We start from the raw sequence: 17,873 nt of genomic DNA, 5'->3' as shown, positions 1-17,873 counted from the left end.
CCCCCCCCCCCCCCCCCAACCCGCTCGGGTGTCATCGAGCGCGGCCACGGCCCCTGGCGGCGAGCCATTCGCCGACCTACGAACTACTATATAAGCCGTGGCGCGCGACCCCTGGGCAGAGCAGGAGACAAGCAAAGTGATTCACCATCAGCAGCAGCAGCAATCCAGCGGCCTGAAGCACGGGCTGAAACAGCGCCACATGACCATGATCGCGCTGGGCGGCGTCATTGGCGCGGGCCTTTTCGTCGGCAGTGGCGTCGTCATCAAGTCTGCCGGCCCGGCGGCTGTCATTTCCTTTCTCATCACCGGCTTGCTGGTGGTGCTCGTCATGCGCATGCTGGGCGAAATGGCGTGCGCGCTGCCCACCGTGGGCTCCTTCTACGAATACGCCCGCGAAGCCTGGAGCGACCGCCCGGCCATGGGCGAGCTGGCCGGGTTCCTGACCGGCTGGATGTACTGGTATTTCTGGGTGATCGTGGTCGCGCTGGAGGCCGTGGCAGGGGCCAGCCTGGTGCAGTTCTGGCTCCCGGGCGTTCCCGCGTGGAGCATCAGCCTGGTACTGCTGGTGATGCTCACGCTCACCAACCTGATCTCGGTGAAATCCTTTGGCGAGTTCGAGTTCTGGTTCGCCTCGATCAAGGTGGCGGCCATCGTGGTGTTCCTGTTCCTGGCCGGGCTGTTCGTGCTCGGCATGTGGCCGGGCGCTACCGCCAGCGTGGCGCACCTCACCGTGCATGGCGGCTTTGCGCCTAACGGGATCATGCCGGTGTTGACAGGCGCGGTCGCGGCGACGGGGTTCTACTTCGGCGCCGAGATCGTGACCATCGCCGCGGCGGAAACCGCCGAGCCGCAGAAGGCGGTGGCCAAGGCCACCAGCTCGGTCATCACCCGCGTGCTGGTGTTCTATGTGGGCTCGGTGCTGCTGGTGGTATGCCTGGTGCCGTGGAACTCCGCCGGCATCGCCACGCCGTATGTCAGCGCGCTCAATGCCATGCGCATCCCGGCAGCGGCGCAGATCATGAACGCTGTCGTGCTCACCGCCGTGCTGTCGGCGCTGAACTCCGGGCTGTACGCCTCGTCGCGCATGCTGTTCGCGCTGACCAAGCGCGGCGATGCGCCCAAGGCGCTGGCCAGGCTGAGCCGCAACGGCGTGCCGGTCAGGGCCATCCTGTTCGCCACGCTGTTCGGCTACGGCGCGGTGGTGATGTCCTACGTATCGCCGGACAAGGTCTTTGCCTTCCTGGTCAACTCCTATGGCACCGTCGCCATCTTTGTCTACATCCTGATCGCCATCTCGCAGCTGCGCCTGCGCGCCCGCCTGGAGCGCGAGGCGCCGCACCGGCTCAAGGTGCGGATGTGGGCCTTCCCCTACCTGACCTGGGTCGCCATCGCTGGCATGGTCGGGATCGTGGTGGCCATGGCCTTTATCCCCGACCAGCGCACCCCGCTGCTGCTCGGCGTGGCCAGCCTTGGCATCCTGGTGGTGGCGTACGCCGTGCGCCAGCAGCTCCGAAAGCACGCCGCCGCCGCGCCGCTGGGCGAGGTGCGGCGGGCTGACTGACACGCCCAGCGCCTGAACCGGCTTGCCGCGATGCGTGCCATCGCGGCGCTCCCTGCCTCCCAACGCCTTGCAGGCCGGCGCGGCCATCCTCCGCGCCGGCCCGCCCGCGCCTGCCCGGCCGTGTACCTGATGCGCGGCATTCCGGGGGCGCACTGGCCCAAACGATTCATCGGATCTGGCCCTACAGCATTGCGCTTCACCTCTCTATGCTGCAGTCATACACCGCACAGGTCCGGCGCCCGGATCACCGGCACCATCAAGAACATCAAGGACATCAAGGAGACTCGAATGGCAAACCCCCAGGTAACCGCAGCCACCCTGCAAGCCTTCAGCGACGCGTGGAACCGCCACGACATCGAAGCGCTGATGGGCTTCATGGCCGAGGACTGCGTGTTCCACGCCGTGGCCGGCAGCGAGCTGTTCGGCCGCAGCTTCGAAGGCCGCGCCGCCGTGCGCGAGGGCTTCCAGCTGGCCTGGCAGGCGTTCCCCGACGCGGCGTGGCTTGACGGCGAGCATTTCGTCGCCGGCGAGCGCGGCGTCAGCGAATCCACCTTCCGCGGCACCAAGGCGGACGGCACGCGCATCGAGGCGCGCATGGTGGATGTGTTCACCTTCCGCGACGGCAAGATCGCGGTGAAGAACGCGTACCGCAAGGATCGCCCGCCCGTTGCCGCAGCCAGCTCCGGCGCCGCCAACTGATTCCAGCCCCGCCAGAGGGCATTTGAGGATGACAAACATGGACGCCACCGCCGCAAGACTGATCCTGCCCGAAGGCCACGCCACCGCGCCTTCGAAGCCGTACGACCCGGCCTACGATCCGCTGGTCGCACCCACGCCCGGCCAGGGCCGCGAGTACGCTCCCACCTACTGGATCGGCACGGCCGGCGAGCCGCCGCCCGACGATGGCCCGATCACCCACGATATCGACGTGGACGTGGCCATCATCGGCTCCGGCTTCACCGGGCTGACCTGCGCGATCTTCCTCGCGCAGGAGCACGGCATCAAGGCGACCGTGCTGGAGGCCAACCGCGTGAGCTGGGGTTGCAGCACGCGCAACGGCGGCCAGGCGCAATGCGCCTCGGGCCGGCTCAAGCGCTCGCAGTGGATCCAGCGCTACGGCCTGGACACCGCGCTGCGGCTGCATGAAGAAGTGTGCGACGGGATGGAGACCTTCAAGGGGCTGATCAAGGACATCGACTGCGAACCGCAGCCCGGTGGCCACCTCTACATCGCCCACCGCGCCAAGGTCATGCCCGCGCTGGAAAAGGAAGCCAAGGTGCTGCGCGACGTGTTCAAGTACGACGCGCGCATCCTGGACGCCGACACCGTCAAGCGCGAGTACGTCGACGACAAGGAAGCCGCTGGCGCCATGCATGAGCCCGAAGGCATCGGCATCCATGCCGGCAAGCTGGCCTTCGGCTACCTGCGCCGCGCGCGCGCGCTGGGCGCCAAGGTGCATCCCTCCAGCCCGGTACTGAGCTGGGAGACGCGCGGCGGCGTGCATTACCTCAAGACGCCTGGCGGCATCGTGCGCGCCCGCGCGGTGGGCGTGGCCACCGGCGGCTATACCTCGCCGAGCCTGCACGCGCAGCTCAAGAACCGGCTGTTCCCGATCCTGTCGAACTCCATCGTCACGCGCGTGCTGACGCCCACGGAGCGCGAGGCGTGCAATTTCCGCACGACGCAGGTCATCACCGATACCCGCATCCTGCGGCACTACTACCGCCTGATGCCGGATGGCCGCCTGCAGATCGGCAGCCGCAGCGCCATCACCGGCAACGATGCGCCGCAGCATAAGTACAAGGACAAGCTCATTGCCGACCTGCACCGCAAGTTCCCTGCGCTCGAAGGCATCCAGATCGACTATTCTTGGTGGGGCTGGGTCGATGTGAGCCATGACATGATGCCGCGCATCTTCCAGCCGGACCCGGCCCAGACCATCTACTACGCGATGGGTTACGGCGGTAACGGCGTGATGTATTCCGCGCAGGCGGGCAAGCGCATGGCGGCGCTGATCGCGGGCAAGAGCGCGGGGCCGGAACTGCCGATCTTCCGCTCGGCGCTGCCGTTCCCGAATGTGCGCGAGATGGTGGAAGCGCAGGCGTTCGCGCCGTTCCGCCGCTTCGGGCAGTGGTTCCTGTACCGCTGGTATCACATGAAGGATGAAGTGATCTGAACCTGGAAGGTTGAAGTTCGAAGGTTGAAGTTCGAAGGTCAAAGGTTGAAGGTTGAAGCCGAATAAGAGCGCGGTCCCCTGAGAACCGCCATCCCCACCAAAGACGAGGAGCCAGGCATGGGCCGAGGCCATCAATCCGTACCCCCACAGCCAGGCCGCCGCGGCGTGCTGCGCTCGCTCGGCGCGCTGGGCGCCGGCGCCGCGCTGACCCACCCGGCGCTGCAAGCGCTGGCGGCCACCACCGCCGATGCGCGCATCGAGTTGCCGTTCGAGAACGGCGAGCGCGAACTGGTGGCCTTCCCCCAGAAGCGCCCGCTGATCCTGCTGACCAGCCGGCCGCCACAGCTGGAAACCCCGTTTGGCGTGTTCAACGAGGGCCCGATCACGCCCAACGATGCCTTCTTCGTGCGTTACCACTGGAGCGGCATCCCCACCAGCATCGATCCGCAAACCTACCGGCTGCGCGTAGGCGGCAAGGTCAACGCCCCGCTGGAACTCTCTCTTGACGAGATCAAGCGCCTGGCCACCCCGGTGGACCTGGTGGCGGTCAACCAGTGCTCGGGCAACAGCCGGGGCTTTTTCTCGCCGCGCGCCAACGGCGGGCAACTCGGCAACGGCGCCATGGGCAATGCGCGCTGGACCGGCGTGCCCCTGAAAGCGCTGCTGGACAAGGCCGGCGTGCAAGCCGGCGCCATGCAGGTGAGCTTTGACGGCATCGACCACCCGCCGCTGCAAGGCGGCCCGGACTTCGTCAAGGCACTGGCCATCGACCACGCGCTCGACGGCGAGGTCATGCTCGCCTGGGCCATGAACGGCGCGGACCTGCCCATGCTCAACGGCTATCCGCTGCGCCTGATCGTGCCGGGTTACTACGGCACCTACTGGGTCAAGCACCTGGCCGATATCCAGGTGCTGGACAAGCCGTTCGACGGGTTCTGGATGAACGCGGCCTATCGCATCCCCGACAATCCCTGCGCCTGCGTGGCGCCCGGCACGGCCCCCGCGCACACCGTGCCGATCAACCGCTTCAACGTGCGCTCTTTCATCACCAGCGTGGCCGATGGCGCCAGGGTGCCGGCCGGACGCCAGACCGTGCTGCGTGGCATCGCCTTCGACGGCGGCCATGGCGTTGACGAGGTGGCCCTGTCGACGGACGGCGGGCGCACCTGGCGCGCGGCGCAACTGGGCAAGGACCTGGGCCGCTACTCCTTTCGCGAATGGACGGCGGCGTTTACGCCGCCAAGGAAGGGCGAATACGAACTGAAGGTGCGCGCCAGCAACCGCATCGGCCAGAGCCAGCCGCTCACCGCGCTGTGGAACCCCGCCGGCTACATGCGCAACGTGGTGGAAACCACGCGCGTGGTGGCAGCATGAAGGAGGCCGTGATGCAATACGCCAAGCCCTTGCGCCGCCACGGCGGGATCGTTGCCCTTGCCCTGTACGCTGCCGGCATGACGAGCGCCGCGCAGGCACTGGAAATCACGCTGCCGCCGGAGACCGCGCGCTACACGCCGAGCGAGCTCCCCGGCTATCGCCTGGTGCAGCAGAACTGCATGACCTGCCACTCCGCGCAGTACGTGCTGACGCAACCGCCATCGTCGCCGCGCGGCTACTGGGAGGCGACGGTCAAGAAAATGAAGAAGCCCTTCGGCGCGCCATTCGAGGATGAAGACATCCCCGCCATGGTCGACTACCTGACCAAGACCTATGGCGCGGAACGCACGGCCTACGCTGCGGCGAGCGCGGCGCAAGGCAGCGCGCCAGCGCCGGCCGCCCCTGCCGTGGTCGCCGGCAGCCATGATCCCCAGGCCCTGCTCGCGGCCAATGGCTGCACCGCCTGCCACGCCGTCGAAAAGAAGGTGGTGGGGCCCGCGTTCAAGGAGGTCGCGGCAAAGTACGCGAACCAGCCGGGCGCCGCTGCGCTGGTGGCGCAGAACATCCGCGCGGGCGGCGCGGGCAAGTGGGGGCAAGTGCCAATGCCAGCCTATGCCGCGCTCACCAAGGAAGACCTGCAAAGCCTGGCGGGGTGGATCCTCGGCCGCTGAGAAGCCGTGGCGCCGGACTGCGGGCAACCCGCATTTCCCCGGCGCGCGGCTTCGCCCATAATCTGCCGCACACGACAACGGCCCGGCGCACCGCCACAACGGCGCCCACGGCACCGGCCACAGCAACGGGAGCGGCATGGCAAGCGTAGGCAAGGCAAACACTTTCTGGAACCGGCTGCTGCAGCTTTCCTCCGATTCCGGCGTCAGCCTGCAGGCGCAGTTGCGCCAGCAGCTGGTGTCGGCCATTCTCGCCCGGCAGTTGCCGGAAGGCAGCGCCCTGCCGTCCAGCCGCGAGCTGGCGGCCACGCTGGGCATCGCCCGCAACACGGTGATCCTGGCTTTCCAGCAACTGGTCGAGGAGCGCTTCCTGGAGACCAGGCCACGGCGTGGCTACTTCGTGGTGGAACAGTTGCCCAGCGCCGCCCGGCCCGGCTCAGCGCCGGCCCCGGCCACGGGCGCGGCCAACCCCGAGGACGCTGGCGAAGGCGGCCCGGACTGGGATGCGCGGCTGCCGGACATGACCGGCAAACGTGCGATCGTCAAGCCCAGCGAGTGGCAAAACTATCCCTACCCCTTCATCTACGGCCAGTTCGACCCCGCGCTGTTTCCCACCGCCGACTGGCGCGAATGCTCGCGCATGGCGCTGGCCGTGCTGGAGATCCGGGGCTGGGCGTCGGACCTGATCGACCGCGACGATCCACTGCTGATCGAGCAGTTGCAAAAGCACATCCTGCCGCGCCGGGGCGTGTGGGCCAACCCCGACGAGATCATGGTCACCATGGGCGCGCAAAACGCGCTCTACCTGCTGGCCGACCTGCTGATGCAAGGCACGCGGGTCGGGCTGGAAGAGCCGGGCTATAACGATGCGCGCCACATCTTCGGCATGCGCGCGCGCGAGGTGGTGCCGCTGGCGGTGGACGAGTCCGGCCTGTGCCCCGACGACGCGCTGGCCCAGTGCGACTACGCCTTCATCACGCCCAGCTACCAGTGCCCCACCACGGTCACCATGCCGCTGGAACGCCGCGAGACGCTGCTGCGCGAAGCCCGCCGCCACGACGTGGTGCTGATCGAGGACGACTACGACACCGAGAACCCGGCGCTGACCCAGCCCATCCCCGCGCTGAAAAGCCTGGACCGCGATGGCCGCGTGATCTACGTGGGCAGCCTGTCCAAATCCTTCGTGCCCGGCATCCGCCTCGGCTACATCGTCGCGCCCGCCGCCGTGATCCGCCAGGCGCGCGCGCTGCGCCGCTTCATGCTGCGCCATCCGCCCGCCAACAACCAGCGCGCCACGGCGCTGTTCATCTCGCTGGGCCACCACGACGCGCTGCTGCGGCGCGTGGCGCCCATCTTCCAGCGCCGCGCCGAGATCCTGCGCGACATGCTGGCGCGCCACCTGCCGCAGGCGCGCGCGCGCAACTCGCCCGGCGCGTCATCGTTCTGGGTGGAAGGCCCGCCCGGGCTCGACGCCCGCAAGCTGGCCGCGATCGCGCTCACGCACGGCGTCATCATCGAGCCGGGGGATGTGTTCTTTTCTACCGATGCGCCGTCGCCGCACTTTCGCATGGGCTATACGGCCATTGCGGAAGAGCGGATCGAGGAAGGGGTGAAGCTGCTGGGGCAGTTGATCGGGCAGGCGATGGTGCGGTGACGGGCCGGTGACGGTGCGGTGAAGCCGCACAGCGCGACGGCGCACGCAATGCGTTGGTTTGCTCCGCCCTACTCGCCCTACTCGCCCTACTCGAACACCGGCCGGAAGAAACTACGCTCGTAGCTGACGATGCATTGCGTTTCCTGCGCATAGCGGAACGCCGCCTGGCACTCCGGATCGTCGAAGGACTGGTTGCGATACACCTCGTACAGCGCAAGGCTGGGGAAGGAGAACAAGGCCAGCGCCACGTTGTTGGCGCCTTCCGACGGCAGGAAGTAACCATGGTGCTGGCCGCCGAATTTCTCGACCAGCGGAATCCACAGCTTGCCGTAGTGCTCGAATTCCTTGAGCTTGTTGGGGTCGACGATATAGCGCAGGTAGCAGGTGATCATGGTGGGGAGGTTGTCCTGGGTTGATTTTGCTTTGACGATGCGGCCTTCTCCTGCCCTAGCCGCCCGCCGCGCCGCCGCCAAACCCGATGACTTCCGACGCCAGCGCCCGGATCGGGCGGCCGAAGCTGGTGATGGCCGGCAGCGTGGCGTTGTGGTGGCGCCGGATCAGTTCGGCGCTGGCGTGCGGCTTGTCGTGCGTGGTGTGCGCGTCGGCGGCGAGCGTGATCGAGTAGCCAAGCCCGGCGGCGCGGCGCACGGTGGTGTCCACGCAGAACTCGGTGGCATAGCCGCAGATGACCAGGTGCTTCGCCCGCAGGCGGTCCAGCAGCGCGGCGAGCTCGGTATGCAGGAAGGAGTCGGGCGTGGTCTTGCGCACGCGGTGGTCGTCGGGCGCGGCGACCAGCGTGCGCTCCAACTCCCAGCCAGGCGAGCCGAACGACAGCGCGCTGCCAGCCTGCTCGTGCTGCACGAACACCACCGGCACGCCGGCTGCCCGCGCCCGTGCCGCGAGGCCGTTGATGCGGCCGAGCACGGCATCGGCATCGCCCGGCCGTGGCGCGTCGTCGAACAGGCCACGTTGTACGTCAATCACGATCAGAGCGGTTTGCATCGAATGAATGGCCGGCGGCCCGTGGCAGGATAGCCGCCAGCATAAGCGACCCTCCGCGCGACCGCAACGCAATGCGCCGGAATCAATGCAACGGCGGCGAGGCCAGGTTGACGCCACCATCCGCCGGCATCCCACGATCAAGCCGGATGGCCAGCAGCGCCACGGCCACCGCCGCGACCGGCACCAGTGCCGCCACCCAGGTCACGGCGCCAAGCCCCGGCCCGCGCGTGATGACCACCCCGCCCAGCCACGCCCCAATGGCATTGCCCAGGTTGAAGGCTGCGATATTGAAGCTCGACGCCAGGCTCTGCCCTGCACCGCTGGCACGCTCCAGCACCCACATCTGCAGCGGCGCCACGGTTGCGAAGGCGGCCACGCCCAGCAGGCCGATGAAGATCACGGACAGCACCTTGCTGTGCAGGACAAAACTCATCAGCCCGAGCGCCACGGCCAGCGCCAGCATGCTGCCAAGCACGGTGGCCTGCAGATGGCGGTCCGCCAGCTTGCCGCCAAGCAGGTTGCCGGCCACCAGGCCCACGCCGAAGACCAGCAGGATGGGCGAGACGGCGCTGTCGGCAAAGCCGGTGATCTGCGTCAGGATCGGCGCGATATACGTGAACACCGCAAACACGCCGGCATAGCCCAGCACCGTGGTCAGCAGCCCCAGCAGTACCGGCCGGCGCATGAGCGCACGCAAGTCGCGGCGCAGGTCGGGCGCTGGCGGTGCCGCGCGCTCGCCCGGCACGGCCAGGGCGATCACCAGCACCGCCAGCAAGCCAACGGCGGCCACCGCCCAGAAGCTCGCGCGCCAGCCGTAGGCCTGGCCGAGCCAGGTGCCGAAGGGCACGCCGAGCACACTCGCCACCGTCAGCCCGGTGAACATCACGGCAATGGCCGAGGCGCGCTTGTGCGGCGCCACCAGCCCGGTGGCAACCACCGAGCCCACGCCAAAGAACGTGCCATGCGCCAGCGCGGTGAGCACCCGCGCGGCCATCAGCAGCGCGTAGTTCGGCGCCAGCGCGCAGGCCGCGTTGCCGATGGTGAAGATCACCATCAGCCCCAGCAGCGCCGTCTTGCGCGGCCAGCGGGCGGTCAGCACGGTCATGACCGGTGCGCCGGCCACCACGCCGAGCGCATAGCCGGAAATCAGCAAGCCCGCCGCCGCGATCGAGACGCCGAGGTCGGCCCCGACCTCCAGCAGCAGGCCCATGATGATGAATTCTGTGACGCCGATGCCGAAGGCGCCGGCGGTCAAGGCATAGAGAGCGAGTGGCATAGGAAGTCCATGAAGCGGTATGCGATACGGGTTACATGCAACCCGGGAAGTCCAGGAAGCCCGGGAAACCCGAGAAGCCGGAGCAGCACGCAGCGAAGTATGGGGACGGGCAGATTGATGCGGTAGACTGCCTACACGAACAACATTTATGAATTGAATTCACGATGTCCAGGCTCGAAGTCAACCGCTCCGGCGAGATGGAAGTGTTCGTGCGGGTGGTGGAGCTGGGTGGTTTCTCCGCCGCCGCGCGCGCCTTGCGCATGACGCCGTCGGCCGTGAGCAAGCTGGTGGCGCGGCTGGAGGCCCGGCTTGGCGCGCGGCTGGTCAACCGCTCCACGCGCCGCATCGAGCTCACGGCGGAAGGCAGTGCCTTCTACGAACGCGCCGTGCGCGTGCTGGCCGACCTGGACGATGCCGAGCGTGGCGCCGCCGCCAGCGCCGCGCCCCACGGCCGCGTGCGCATCAATGCCAACGTGCCGTTTGGCGACCACTTCCTGCTGCCGCTGGTGCCGGAGTTCCTGGCGCTGTATCCGGACATCCAGCTCGATATCGTGCTGACCGACCAGGTCATCGACCTGATGGAGGAGCGCACCGACGTGGCGATCCGCGCCGGCGAGCTGAAGAGCTCGCGGCTGGTGGCCCGCAAGCTGGGCGAGACCCGCATGATGGTGGTGGGCGCACCCGCCTACCTGGCGCGTTGCGGCACGCCCCGCGTGCCCGCCGACCTGGCCGGGCACAACTGCCTGAAGCTAGGCTACGCGCGTGCGATCGAAGGCTGGCCGATGCTCGAAGGCAGGCAAGCCACCATGGTGGCGCCGCTGGGCAATGCCATGACCAGCAATGGCGACGCGCTGCGGCGGATCGTGGTCGGCGGGCTGGGGCTGGCAAGGATGGCCGTGTTCCAGGTCCGCGAGGACATCGCCGCCGGGCGGCTGGTGCCGCTGCTCGAAGCGTTCAACCCCGGCGACCTGGAGGCAGTGCATGCGGTGTACCTGGGCCAGGGCCGCCACTTGCCGGCGCGGGTGCGGGCGCTGCTGGATTTCCTGGCGCAGCGGGTGGAGATGGGGACCTAGGGACGCCGCCTGGCTTGCTACAAGAGCCGATCGCGCGTCTAATCATTCAGGGTGGGCAAAGGCGGTCAGGAGGCGATATGCGCTGCACGAATTGCGGCTACGCGAACCTCGCAGGCGCCAACTTCTGCGAGGCGTGCGGGGCGCGGCTTGCGCGCATTTGCCCGCAGTGCGGCGAGGAGGCCACCTCCATTGCCAGGTTCTGCCGCGCCTGCGGCGTTGCGCTCCTTGATTCCCCGTCAGGATCGCCCGTGCCTTCCAGGCCGTCGGTCGCGGCCCCTGTCCACTACACGCCACCCCACCTGGCCGAGCGCATCCTGGCCGAGCAGGCGGCAATGGAGGCCCGGGGCGGGACGGCAGGCGAGCGCAAGACCATCACGGCTCTGTTCGCCGATATGGCGGGCTCGACGGCCTTGACCCAGGACCTGGACCCGGAGGAAACGCGCCGCCTCATCGACCCCGTCGTGACGCTGATGATGGAGGCAGTGCACCACTACGAAGGCTACGTGGCCAAGTTCCTGGGCGACGGCATCCTGGCGCTGTTCGGCGCGCCCATTGCCCACGAGGACCACGCCCTGCGAGCCCTGTACGCAGCCCTGCGCATGCAGGAAGCGATGCGACGGCACAGTGACCGGCTCCGCCTGGAGCAAGGCATACCGCTTCAGATCCGGATCGGCATCCACACGGGCGAGGTCGTGGTGCGCTCGATTCGCAAGGATGACTTGCACACGGACTACGATCCGGTCGGGCACACGATCCACATCGCCTCGCGCATGGAAGGTATCGCTACACCGGCGTCCATTCTCGTGAGCGAATCCACCCATAAGCTCACGCAGGGGTATTTCGAGTTCAAGGCCCTGGGCACCACACATGTCAAAGGCGTCCGGGACGCGCTGGCGGTCTATGAGGTGATGGGCCTCGGGGCAATGCGCACGCGCCTGCAAGTCGCGGCGCACCGCGGCCTGGCCAGGTTCGTGGGCCGCCAGGCCGAACTGGAACGGTTGCACGCCGCGCTGGCGCTGGCCGAGGCGGGCCAAGGGCAGGTCGTTGCCGTGGTTGGCGAGGCCGGGGTCGGAAAATCCCGGCTGTTCCACGAGTTCAAGGCGAGATCGCAGGCAGGCTGCCTGGCGCTGGAAACCTTCTCGGTTTCGCACGGCAAGGCCTTCGCCTATTTACCGTTGATCGAGCTGTTGAAAAACTACTTTCAGATCACCGCGCAGGACAGCGACCGAAGCTGCCGCGAGAAGGTGACCGGCAGGCTGCTCACGCTGGAGCGTTCCCTGGAACGTCACCTGCCCTACTTGCTCTATCTGCTCGGGAACATCGAACCCGGCTCGGCACTGCCGACCATGGATGCGTCGATCCGACGTCAGCGCACCTTCGAAGCGATTGCTTGCCTGCTGGTGCGCGAGAGCCAGAACCAGCCGCTCGAGGTCATCTTCGAGGATCTGCAATGGCTGGACAGCGAAACCGAGGCCTTCCTCAATCTGCTTGTCGACCATGTGCCGGGGGCCAGGATCATCCTGCTTGTCAATTACCGCCCGGAGTATTCCCATGACTGGGGCCCCAAGGACAACTACACCCAGCTGAGCCTGCAGCCATTGGGCCCGGACGAAGCCCAGGGACTGCTCACCGCGCTGCTCGGCGACGATCGCAGCCTGGTGCCTCTGAAGCGACTCATCCTGGACAAGACCGAAGGCAATCCGTTTTTCATGGAGGAAGTGGTCCAGACCCTGGTCGAGGAGACCGCCTTGCTCGGCCAGCCCGGCTGCTACCGCATCGAGAAGGCGCCCGCCTTGCTGCACATCCCCACCACCGTCCAAGGCGTGCTCGCGGCCCGTATCGACCGGCTCCCGCTTGCCCAGAAGGAACTGCTGCAGACCCTGGCCGTGATCGGCAAGGAGTTTCCATTGAGTCTCATCCTGCATGTCACCAGCCTGGCCGAAGACAAGCTGCGCCCGCTACTGGCTGACCTGCAGGCGGCGGATTTCATTTACGAGCGGCCCGCCTTCCCCGAAGTCGAGTACGCCTTCAAGCACGCCCTGACGCAGGAGGTTGCCGGCAATTCGCTGCTTACCGAGCGGCGCGGCGCGCTGCATGAGAGCACGGCCCAGGCCATCGAGGCCCTCTTCCATGGCCGGCTGAAAGACTACTGCAGCGATCTTGCGCACCACTACAGCCATAGCGGCAATATCCCGAAGGCGGTCGCATACCTCCACTGTGCCGGCCAGCAGGCCCTGCAGCGTTCGGCCCAGGCTGAAGCGATCCGGCATCTGAGCACCGCCATCGAGCTGCTCAAGCGGATGCCGGACAACCCCGAGCGCACACGCCAGGAACTCACGCTGCGCCTCACCCTCGGCCCGGCCCTGATGGCCTCTCGCGGTCAGGCCTCCCCGGATGTGGAGGCAAACTACAAGCGCGCGCTGGCCTTGTGCGAACAGCAGAAGCAAACACCATACGCCTTCTCGGCTCAGCTCGGACTGTGGGCGTTCTATCAACTGCGTGCGCAGTACGAGATCGCATACCCCCTTGGGGAACGGCTGCTCGGCCTTGCCCTGGAAACGCAGAAGCCCAAACAACTTGCCGAGGCGCATCGCGCGATCGGCGCCACGGTTTTCCGCCTTGGCAAGCTGGACATGGCCCGCAAGCATGTAGAGCAAGTGCTGGCATTGCAACGCCCGGACCCGCCGGTGTATGACTTTCTCATGGGATACGGACGGGATCCGGCCGTCCATGCCACCAGCACATTAGGCTGGATCCTGTGGTACCTCGGCATGCCGGATCAGGCCCGCACGCGCAGCCACGAGGCCTTGGCGATGGCCAGGACACGTCCGGACGCCTTTAACCTCGCACTTTGCCTTGTCTTTGCGGCTGAAGTGCACCTGTGCCGCAGGGAGGTGCAACTGACCCGCGAGTATGCCGAGGCCGCCATCTCGGTCTCGGGCGAGCAGGGCTTCCCGATCTATCTGGCGTGGGGAACCGTCCTGCTGGGCTGGGCGCTGGCCGAACAGGGCAATCATGCGCAGGGGATAGCCCAGATCCAGCGGGGCATTGCCGCCTATCACGAGACCGGCGCAGCGCTGGGACAGCCAAATCTCCTGGCCCTGCTCGCGCACGCCTACGGAGAGGCGGGGCAAATCCAGGCCGGGCTGGACGCGCTGGCCGAGGCGCAAGCCTTGGCGGAGGCGACGGGAGAGCGGCTTGACGAAGCGACGCTGTATCGCCTCAAGGGAGAACTGATACTCCGGCAGTCAAGCCAGGCGCCCTTCCCGCCCACCGGCAGCGATGAAGCCCAAGCGTGCTTCCAGAAAGCGATCGCGGTCGCCCGCGACCAGGGTGCCAGGTCACTGGAACTGCAGGGCGCGCTGAGCCTGGCCGGCCTGTGGCGCCAACAAGGAAAGCTGATCGCGGCGCGCGATGCGCTGGCGGCGATCCATGGCAGCGTCAGCGAGGGCGCCGATACCGCGGACTGGCAACAGGCCCAAACCCTGCTGGATGATCTGACGCGGCAAATTGGCACGACCCCGGTGCCTTCTCCCGAATGACCCGGATGCAAACCCGCTTCCTGGCGCTGTGGGCGCGTTCCGGCGGCACGCAGGCTGTCGAGGCCTATGCGGATCTTGCCCGCTGCTATGGCGAGCCGGCACGGCACTATCACACGCTCCACCATGTTCGCCGCTGCCTGCGTGACCTGGACTGGGCGCGCAGCGCGATTCCCGATACTGACGCCGTCGAGCTGGCGCTCTGGTGCCATGACGTCATCTATGTTCCCGGCGCGCAAGACAATGAGCAACGCAGTGCCGAGTGGCTCCGATACTGGGCCAAAGGCCGGATTGCCGCAACCGAACGCATCGCCGGGATGATCCTGTGCACCGCGCATGGCGGCACTGCCGAGAATCCGGCCGGCCAATTCACCGCCGACATCGACCTTGCGGTGCTGGGTTGCGCCCGCGCGCGCTTTCGCCAGAACGGCGCGCACTTGCGGGCTGAGCGTCCTGACCTGGATGAGCTTGCCTATGATTGCGCCGAGCGGGCTTTCCTGGGCGCCCTGCTTGATCTGCCTCGCATCTATCAGACCGATCTGTTCCATGCCCGCTATGAAGCTCGCGCACGCCTGAACCTGGCGTGGCGGCTTGCGCGGCCGGCGCCATCTGGGGCCGCGTCTTGCCTCAAAGAAATTCCCCTCTGATATCAATGGTCGAACGCTGGCCAATGTGTTCGTAGTGTTCCTCCAGCCATGCCCCGGCCTCAGTCCTTCCCTTGTCACGCAGCGAACAAAGGAAGGCCCAGTCGGCGTTGTACTTGCTCGACACGCCCAGCGCGGCCATCGTCTCATCGGAGCGGATCGAGTGGATCATCATCTCCTTCATTTCACTCCGGTCGATCTTGCCTTGCTGGATCAGCGAAGTCACGAATGCGATGGCGCGCATCTCTCGGATGAGGGATGAGTTAAAGCTGACTTCGCTGACGCGATTGAGGATGTCAGCGGCCGTGGTCGGCACACCGCGGCGCACGATCGGGTTGATGTGCACAATCACGACATCGTGGGTATTGCAGTGATAAATCAGCGGAAAAATTGCCGGGTTGCCAACATAGCCGCCGTCCCAATAGTGCTGGCCATCGATGGCCACTGCCTGGAACAGTGTTGGCACACAGGCTGACGCCAGTACCGCGTCGATGCACAGGTCCTCGCCTGAAAAGATGCGTATCCTTCCGGTCTCGATATTGGTCGCGCACAGGTAAAGGTGAATGGGGCAGCGCTGGCGTAACGCCTCGAAATCCACCTGCCTGGCCAACACATCCCGCAGCGGATTCATGTTGTTGGGATTGAACTGGTATGGCGACAGGAGACGAAGAACGATGTCGGCCATCGCATACAGCGGAGAATGGTCCAGGCCCAGGGTATGGTTCCCCTTGATCCACGGCACCCAGCGCAATGGACTGTATCTTTCAGCCGATTGGGCGATAGCGAGCCAGAAGTCGTGCAGCGCCTGGCGCGCGCCGTCGCTCCCGCCTTGCAACAGCCCATAAGCCAGCACGGCGGCATTCATGGCCCCCGCGCTCGTCGCGCTGACGCCCTCGATGCCGAGCCGCCCGTCCTCGAGCAGCCGGTCCAGGACCCCCCATGTAAACGCGCCGTGCATGCCGCCGCCCTGCAACGCAAGGGCCACAGCCTTCCGCTCCCCGTTTTCAGGACGCATGCGATGCCCCCTTCCATCCCTGACAAGCCGGCAATAGCGGTGGCTGGATGAGCGCCCACGCTCCGTTGTCAAGTCAAGTATTGGTTTGGCCACGCCCTCTGCGCGCGCGAAGCCGCGCAAAGGCTAACAAAAGATATTTGAAGTTAACACCTTGATGCGCATTTTGTCAGGGCTTCTTGGTTCTTGGAGGCGGGAGGGGACTGCCGCGCCGGATATGCCGCCTTCGCGCCGCTTTCAGGTCCGCAACGGACACGCTGCGCCAATGCGCGAGGCAATCTCGGCACGCAACGCCGTCAATTCCGCCAGCCGGACATCCACCACTTCGAGTTTCTCCTGCAGCAAGGCGGAAAGCGCGTGCGCCGGGTCGGGCGCATTGCGAAGTTCGGCGCCGTGCCGTGCCACCTGCGCCAGCGAAAAACCGAGGGCCTGGGCCGTGCGCACATACTGGAGCCAGGCAATCGCCTCAGGTGGGAAATCCCGATAGCCGTTGCCCAGGCGACGGCCTTCGACGAGGCCGATCTTCTCGTAAAAACGGACAGTGTCCTTCGACAAGCCCGCCTTGGCCGCCAGTTCTCCGATACGCATGCCTGCTCCCTGCCATTTCCATCGATGGGTTTCCCGGCGGCCTGTTGCCTGCTGCCCTGGCCAGGGGTTGACCTTGGAGTCTACTCCACGCTTTAGAGTGGCCAGACTTCCACTTCCTCATGCAGGGAACTCGCCATGACATCGCACCGCTATCTCCAGCTCGTCCGCGCCAGCGCCTGGTACGACCTGGTCGTCACCGCCCCCTTCGCCACACCCTGGACGTTCCAGTGGCTGCACGCCGCCCTGTGCCAGGCCGCCAGCATCGTCGGTGCCGGCGCGCTGCCAGGGTTCGATCCCACCCATGTCCTGTTTGCCAACCTGCTTGGCTCTGTCGTGGTGGTCTGGTCGCTGCTGCGCATCCTGGGCCCGCGCGTGTCGCACGGCTTGTTCGACGCTGCGGCGCGCGTGCTGTTCGCCTGCTGGCAGGCCTATGCGCTGGCGCATGGCGCGAGCCTGGTCATCCTGCCTTTCCTGGCTTTCGAGGTCTTCTGGGGCGTGGCGCAGCTGGCGCCCTGGGCCGGCAAAGTCCCGGTGCGAGCCGCCGCGGCAAGGCTGGTGCCCGGCGAGCATTCGTAACCACGGATCGTGCGTCTTCTCGGACGACTTACCCAACGAGTTTGTGATTCAGGACACTGTCTGGCCCGGCGCGTTACCGGTCACCGCACATCGGCCGCCTGCAGCCCCTTCTCCACCATATCCAGCAACCGCTGCCCGATCTGGTGCGCCTGCCCTGGCGACGTCGCCACCATGCGCAGCGGCCCGTCGATGACCAGCATCGACAAGCCATGCACGGCGGACCACGCAAGGTATTCGGCGCCGGGACGGTGCGCAGTGGACAGCACGCCGGCCGCCATCATCCGGTCCAGCGCCGCGCCGAGCAGTTGGTAGGGGTCAAGGCCGCTGTCGCCCGCCTTGCCGGGAACCGGCACGCCTTCCAGTTCGTCCGGCACCGAGAATGCCGTGCGAAACAGGCCGGGCTCGGCGAGCGCGAACTGCATGTAGCCGGCGCCGACCGCGCGCAGGCTGGCGCGGGCAAAGTCCGCTGGCGGCGCGCTCTCGTCCAGCGCGGCAAGCTCCGCCTCGATGGCTTGCGCCAGCGCCGCAAGCGCTGCGGCGCGCACCGCTTGCAACAGGTCCTGGCGGCTGGCGAAGTGCCGGTAGGCGGCGTTGGGCACGACCCCGGCGCGCCGGGTGGCCTCGCGCAGCACGACGGCATCCGGGCCGCCATCGCGCGCCAGTTCGATGCCGGCGTCGAGCAACGCGCGGCGCAGGTCGCCATGCCGGTAGGTGCTGCGGGGCGTTGGGG

16 protein-coding genes are annotated in these 17,873 nt (G+C 67.0%); 10 read left to right on the top strand and 6 right to left on the bottom strand.

The annotated features are described in order from the left end of the window. The first annotated feature begins 136 nt into the window (after positions 1 to 136). From AC1RWI_RS35020 to pdxR, 6 genes are all read left to right on the top strand, one after another. The gene (locus tag AC1RWI_RS35020) at positions 137 to 1,561 is read left to right on the top strand and encodes an amino acid permease (protein WP_492870600.1); all 1,425 of its coding nucleotides are present in this window, start codon (positions 137 to 139) and stop codon (positions 1,559 to 1,561) included. A gap of 288 nt (positions 1,562 to 1,849) precedes the next feature. Next, a complete protein-coding gene (locus tag AC1RWI_RS35015) occupies positions 1,850 to 2,260 on the top strand; it encodes a nuclear transport factor 2 family protein (protein ID WP_043356388.1) in 411 nt (136 codons plus the stop codon). A 37-nt stretch (positions 2,261 to 2,297) separates the two neighbouring features. After that, complete coding sequence (locus AC1RWI_RS35010; RefSeq protein WP_043356390.1) at positions 2,298 to 3,737, top strand: NAD(P)/FAD-dependent oxidoreductase; 1,440 nt, start codon at positions 2,298 to 2,300, stop codon at positions 3,735 to 3,737. Between the two features lie 117 nt (positions 3,738 to 3,854). Then, the gene (gene sorA, locus AC1RWI_RS35005) at positions 3,855 to 5,111 is read left to right on the top strand and encodes a SorA family sulfite dehydrogenase catalytic subunit (RefSeq protein WP_492870599.1); all 1,257 of its coding nucleotides are present in this window, start codon (positions 3,855 to 3,857) and stop codon (positions 5,109 to 5,111) included. Between the two features lie 11 nt (positions 5,112 to 5,122). Further along, positions 5,123 to 5,782, top strand: coding sequence for a SorB family sulfite dehydrogenase c-type cytochrome subunit (sorB, locus tag AC1RWI_RS35000; protein WP_492870598.1), 660 nt, complete (start codon positions 5,123 to 5,125; stop codon positions 5,780 to 5,782). 136 nt (positions 5,783 to 5,918) lie between these two features. Then, positions 5,919 to 7,433, top strand: coding sequence for a MocR-like pyridoxine biosynthesis transcription factor PdxR (gene pdxR, locus AC1RWI_RS34995; RefSeq protein WP_492870597.1), 1,515 nt, complete (start codon positions 5,919 to 5,921; stop codon positions 7,431 to 7,433). An 86-nt stretch (positions 7,434 to 7,519) separates the two neighbouring features. Here the strand turns inward: pdxR and AC1RWI_RS34990 are convergent, their stop codons facing one another. The 3 genes from AC1RWI_RS34990 to AC1RWI_RS34980 form a co-directional block, all read right to left on the bottom strand. Continuing rightward, complete coding sequence (locus AC1RWI_RS34990; protein ID WP_043356399.1) at positions 7,520 to 7,825, bottom strand: NIPSNAP family protein; 306 nt, start codon at positions 7,823 to 7,825, stop codon at positions 7,520 to 7,522. Between the two features lie 55 nt (positions 7,826 to 7,880). After that, complete coding sequence (locus tag AC1RWI_RS34985; RefSeq protein ID WP_043356401.1) at positions 7,881 to 8,435, bottom strand: cysteine hydrolase family protein; 555 nt, start codon at positions 8,433 to 8,435, stop codon at positions 7,881 to 7,883. A gap of 82 nt (positions 8,436 to 8,517) precedes the next feature. Then, positions 8,518 to 9,711 (bottom strand): MFS transporter, encoded by a 1,194-nt coding sequence (locus AC1RWI_RS34980; RefSeq protein ID WP_492870596.1) that lies wholly within the window; start codon positions 9,709 to 9,711, stop codon positions 8,518 to 8,520. 164 nt (positions 9,712 to 9,875) lie between these two features. On the opposite strand from AC1RWI_RS34980, the gene AC1RWI_RS34975 reads away from it, so the two are divergent. The 3 genes from AC1RWI_RS34975 (at position 9,876) to AC1RWI_RS34965 (ending at position 14,970) form a co-directional block, all read left to right on the top strand. Beyond that, entirely contained in the window at positions 9,876 to 10,784 is a 909-nt protein-coding gene (locus tag AC1RWI_RS34975; RefSeq protein ID WP_492870595.1) for a LysR family transcriptional regulator, read from the top strand. 77 nt (positions 10,785 to 10,861) lie between these two features. Continuing rightward, complete coding sequence (locus tag AC1RWI_RS34970) at positions 10,862 to 14,326, top strand: adenylate/guanylate cyclase domain-containing protein (RefSeq protein ID WP_492870594.1); 3,465 nt, start codon at positions 10,862 to 10,864, stop codon at positions 14,324 to 14,326. Continuing rightward, positions 14,323 to 14,970: an HD domain-containing protein gene (locus tag AC1RWI_RS34965; protein ID WP_492870593.1), complete on the top strand. Its 648-nt coding sequence runs from the start codon at positions 14,323 to 14,325 to the stop codon at positions 14,968 to 14,970. Before AC1RWI_RS34970 ends, AC1RWI_RS34965 begins: the two co-directional genes overlap by 4 nt. Here AC1RWI_RS34965 and AC1RWI_RS34960 read toward each other — a convergent pair. Both AC1RWI_RS34960 and AC1RWI_RS34955 read right to left on the bottom strand, forming a co-directional pair. Further along, positions 14,951 to 15,982: a patatin-like phospholipase family protein gene (locus AC1RWI_RS34960; RefSeq protein WP_043356409.1), complete on the bottom strand. Its 1,032-nt coding sequence runs from the start codon at positions 15,980 to 15,982 to the stop codon at positions 14,951 to 14,953. The genes AC1RWI_RS34965 and AC1RWI_RS34960 overlap by 20 nt on opposite strands. 234 nt (positions 15,983 to 16,216) lie before the next feature. Beyond that, on the bottom strand, positions 16,217 to 16,567 hold the full coding sequence (locus AC1RWI_RS34955; RefSeq protein ID WP_043356412.1) for a MerR family transcriptional regulator: 351 nt from the start codon (positions 16,565 to 16,567) through the stop codon (positions 16,217 to 16,219). A gap of 135 nt (positions 16,568 to 16,702) precedes the next feature. Here AC1RWI_RS34955 and AC1RWI_RS34950 point away from each other — a divergent pair, with 135 nt between their 5' ends. Then, positions 16,703 to 17,143 carry a hypothetical protein gene (locus tag AC1RWI_RS34950; RefSeq protein WP_492870592.1) on the top strand — a complete coding sequence of 147 codons (441 nt, stop codon included), beginning with the start codon at positions 16,703 to 16,705 and terminating at the stop codon, positions 17,141 to 17,143. 80 nt (positions 17,144 to 17,223) lie between these two features. Here the strand turns inward: AC1RWI_RS34950 and AC1RWI_RS34945 are convergent. Further along, a partial coding sequence (locus AC1RWI_RS34945) for a TetR/AcrR family transcriptional regulator (RefSeq protein ID WP_492368678.1) occupies positions 17,224 to 17,873 on the bottom strand: 650 nt, incomplete at its 5' end.

The organism is Cupriavidus sp. MPR-AND1C, from assembly GCF_058809705.1.
The sequence above is the reverse complement of the archived record's forward strand: the minus strand, read 5'-3'. Positions and strand labels throughout refer to the sequence as shown.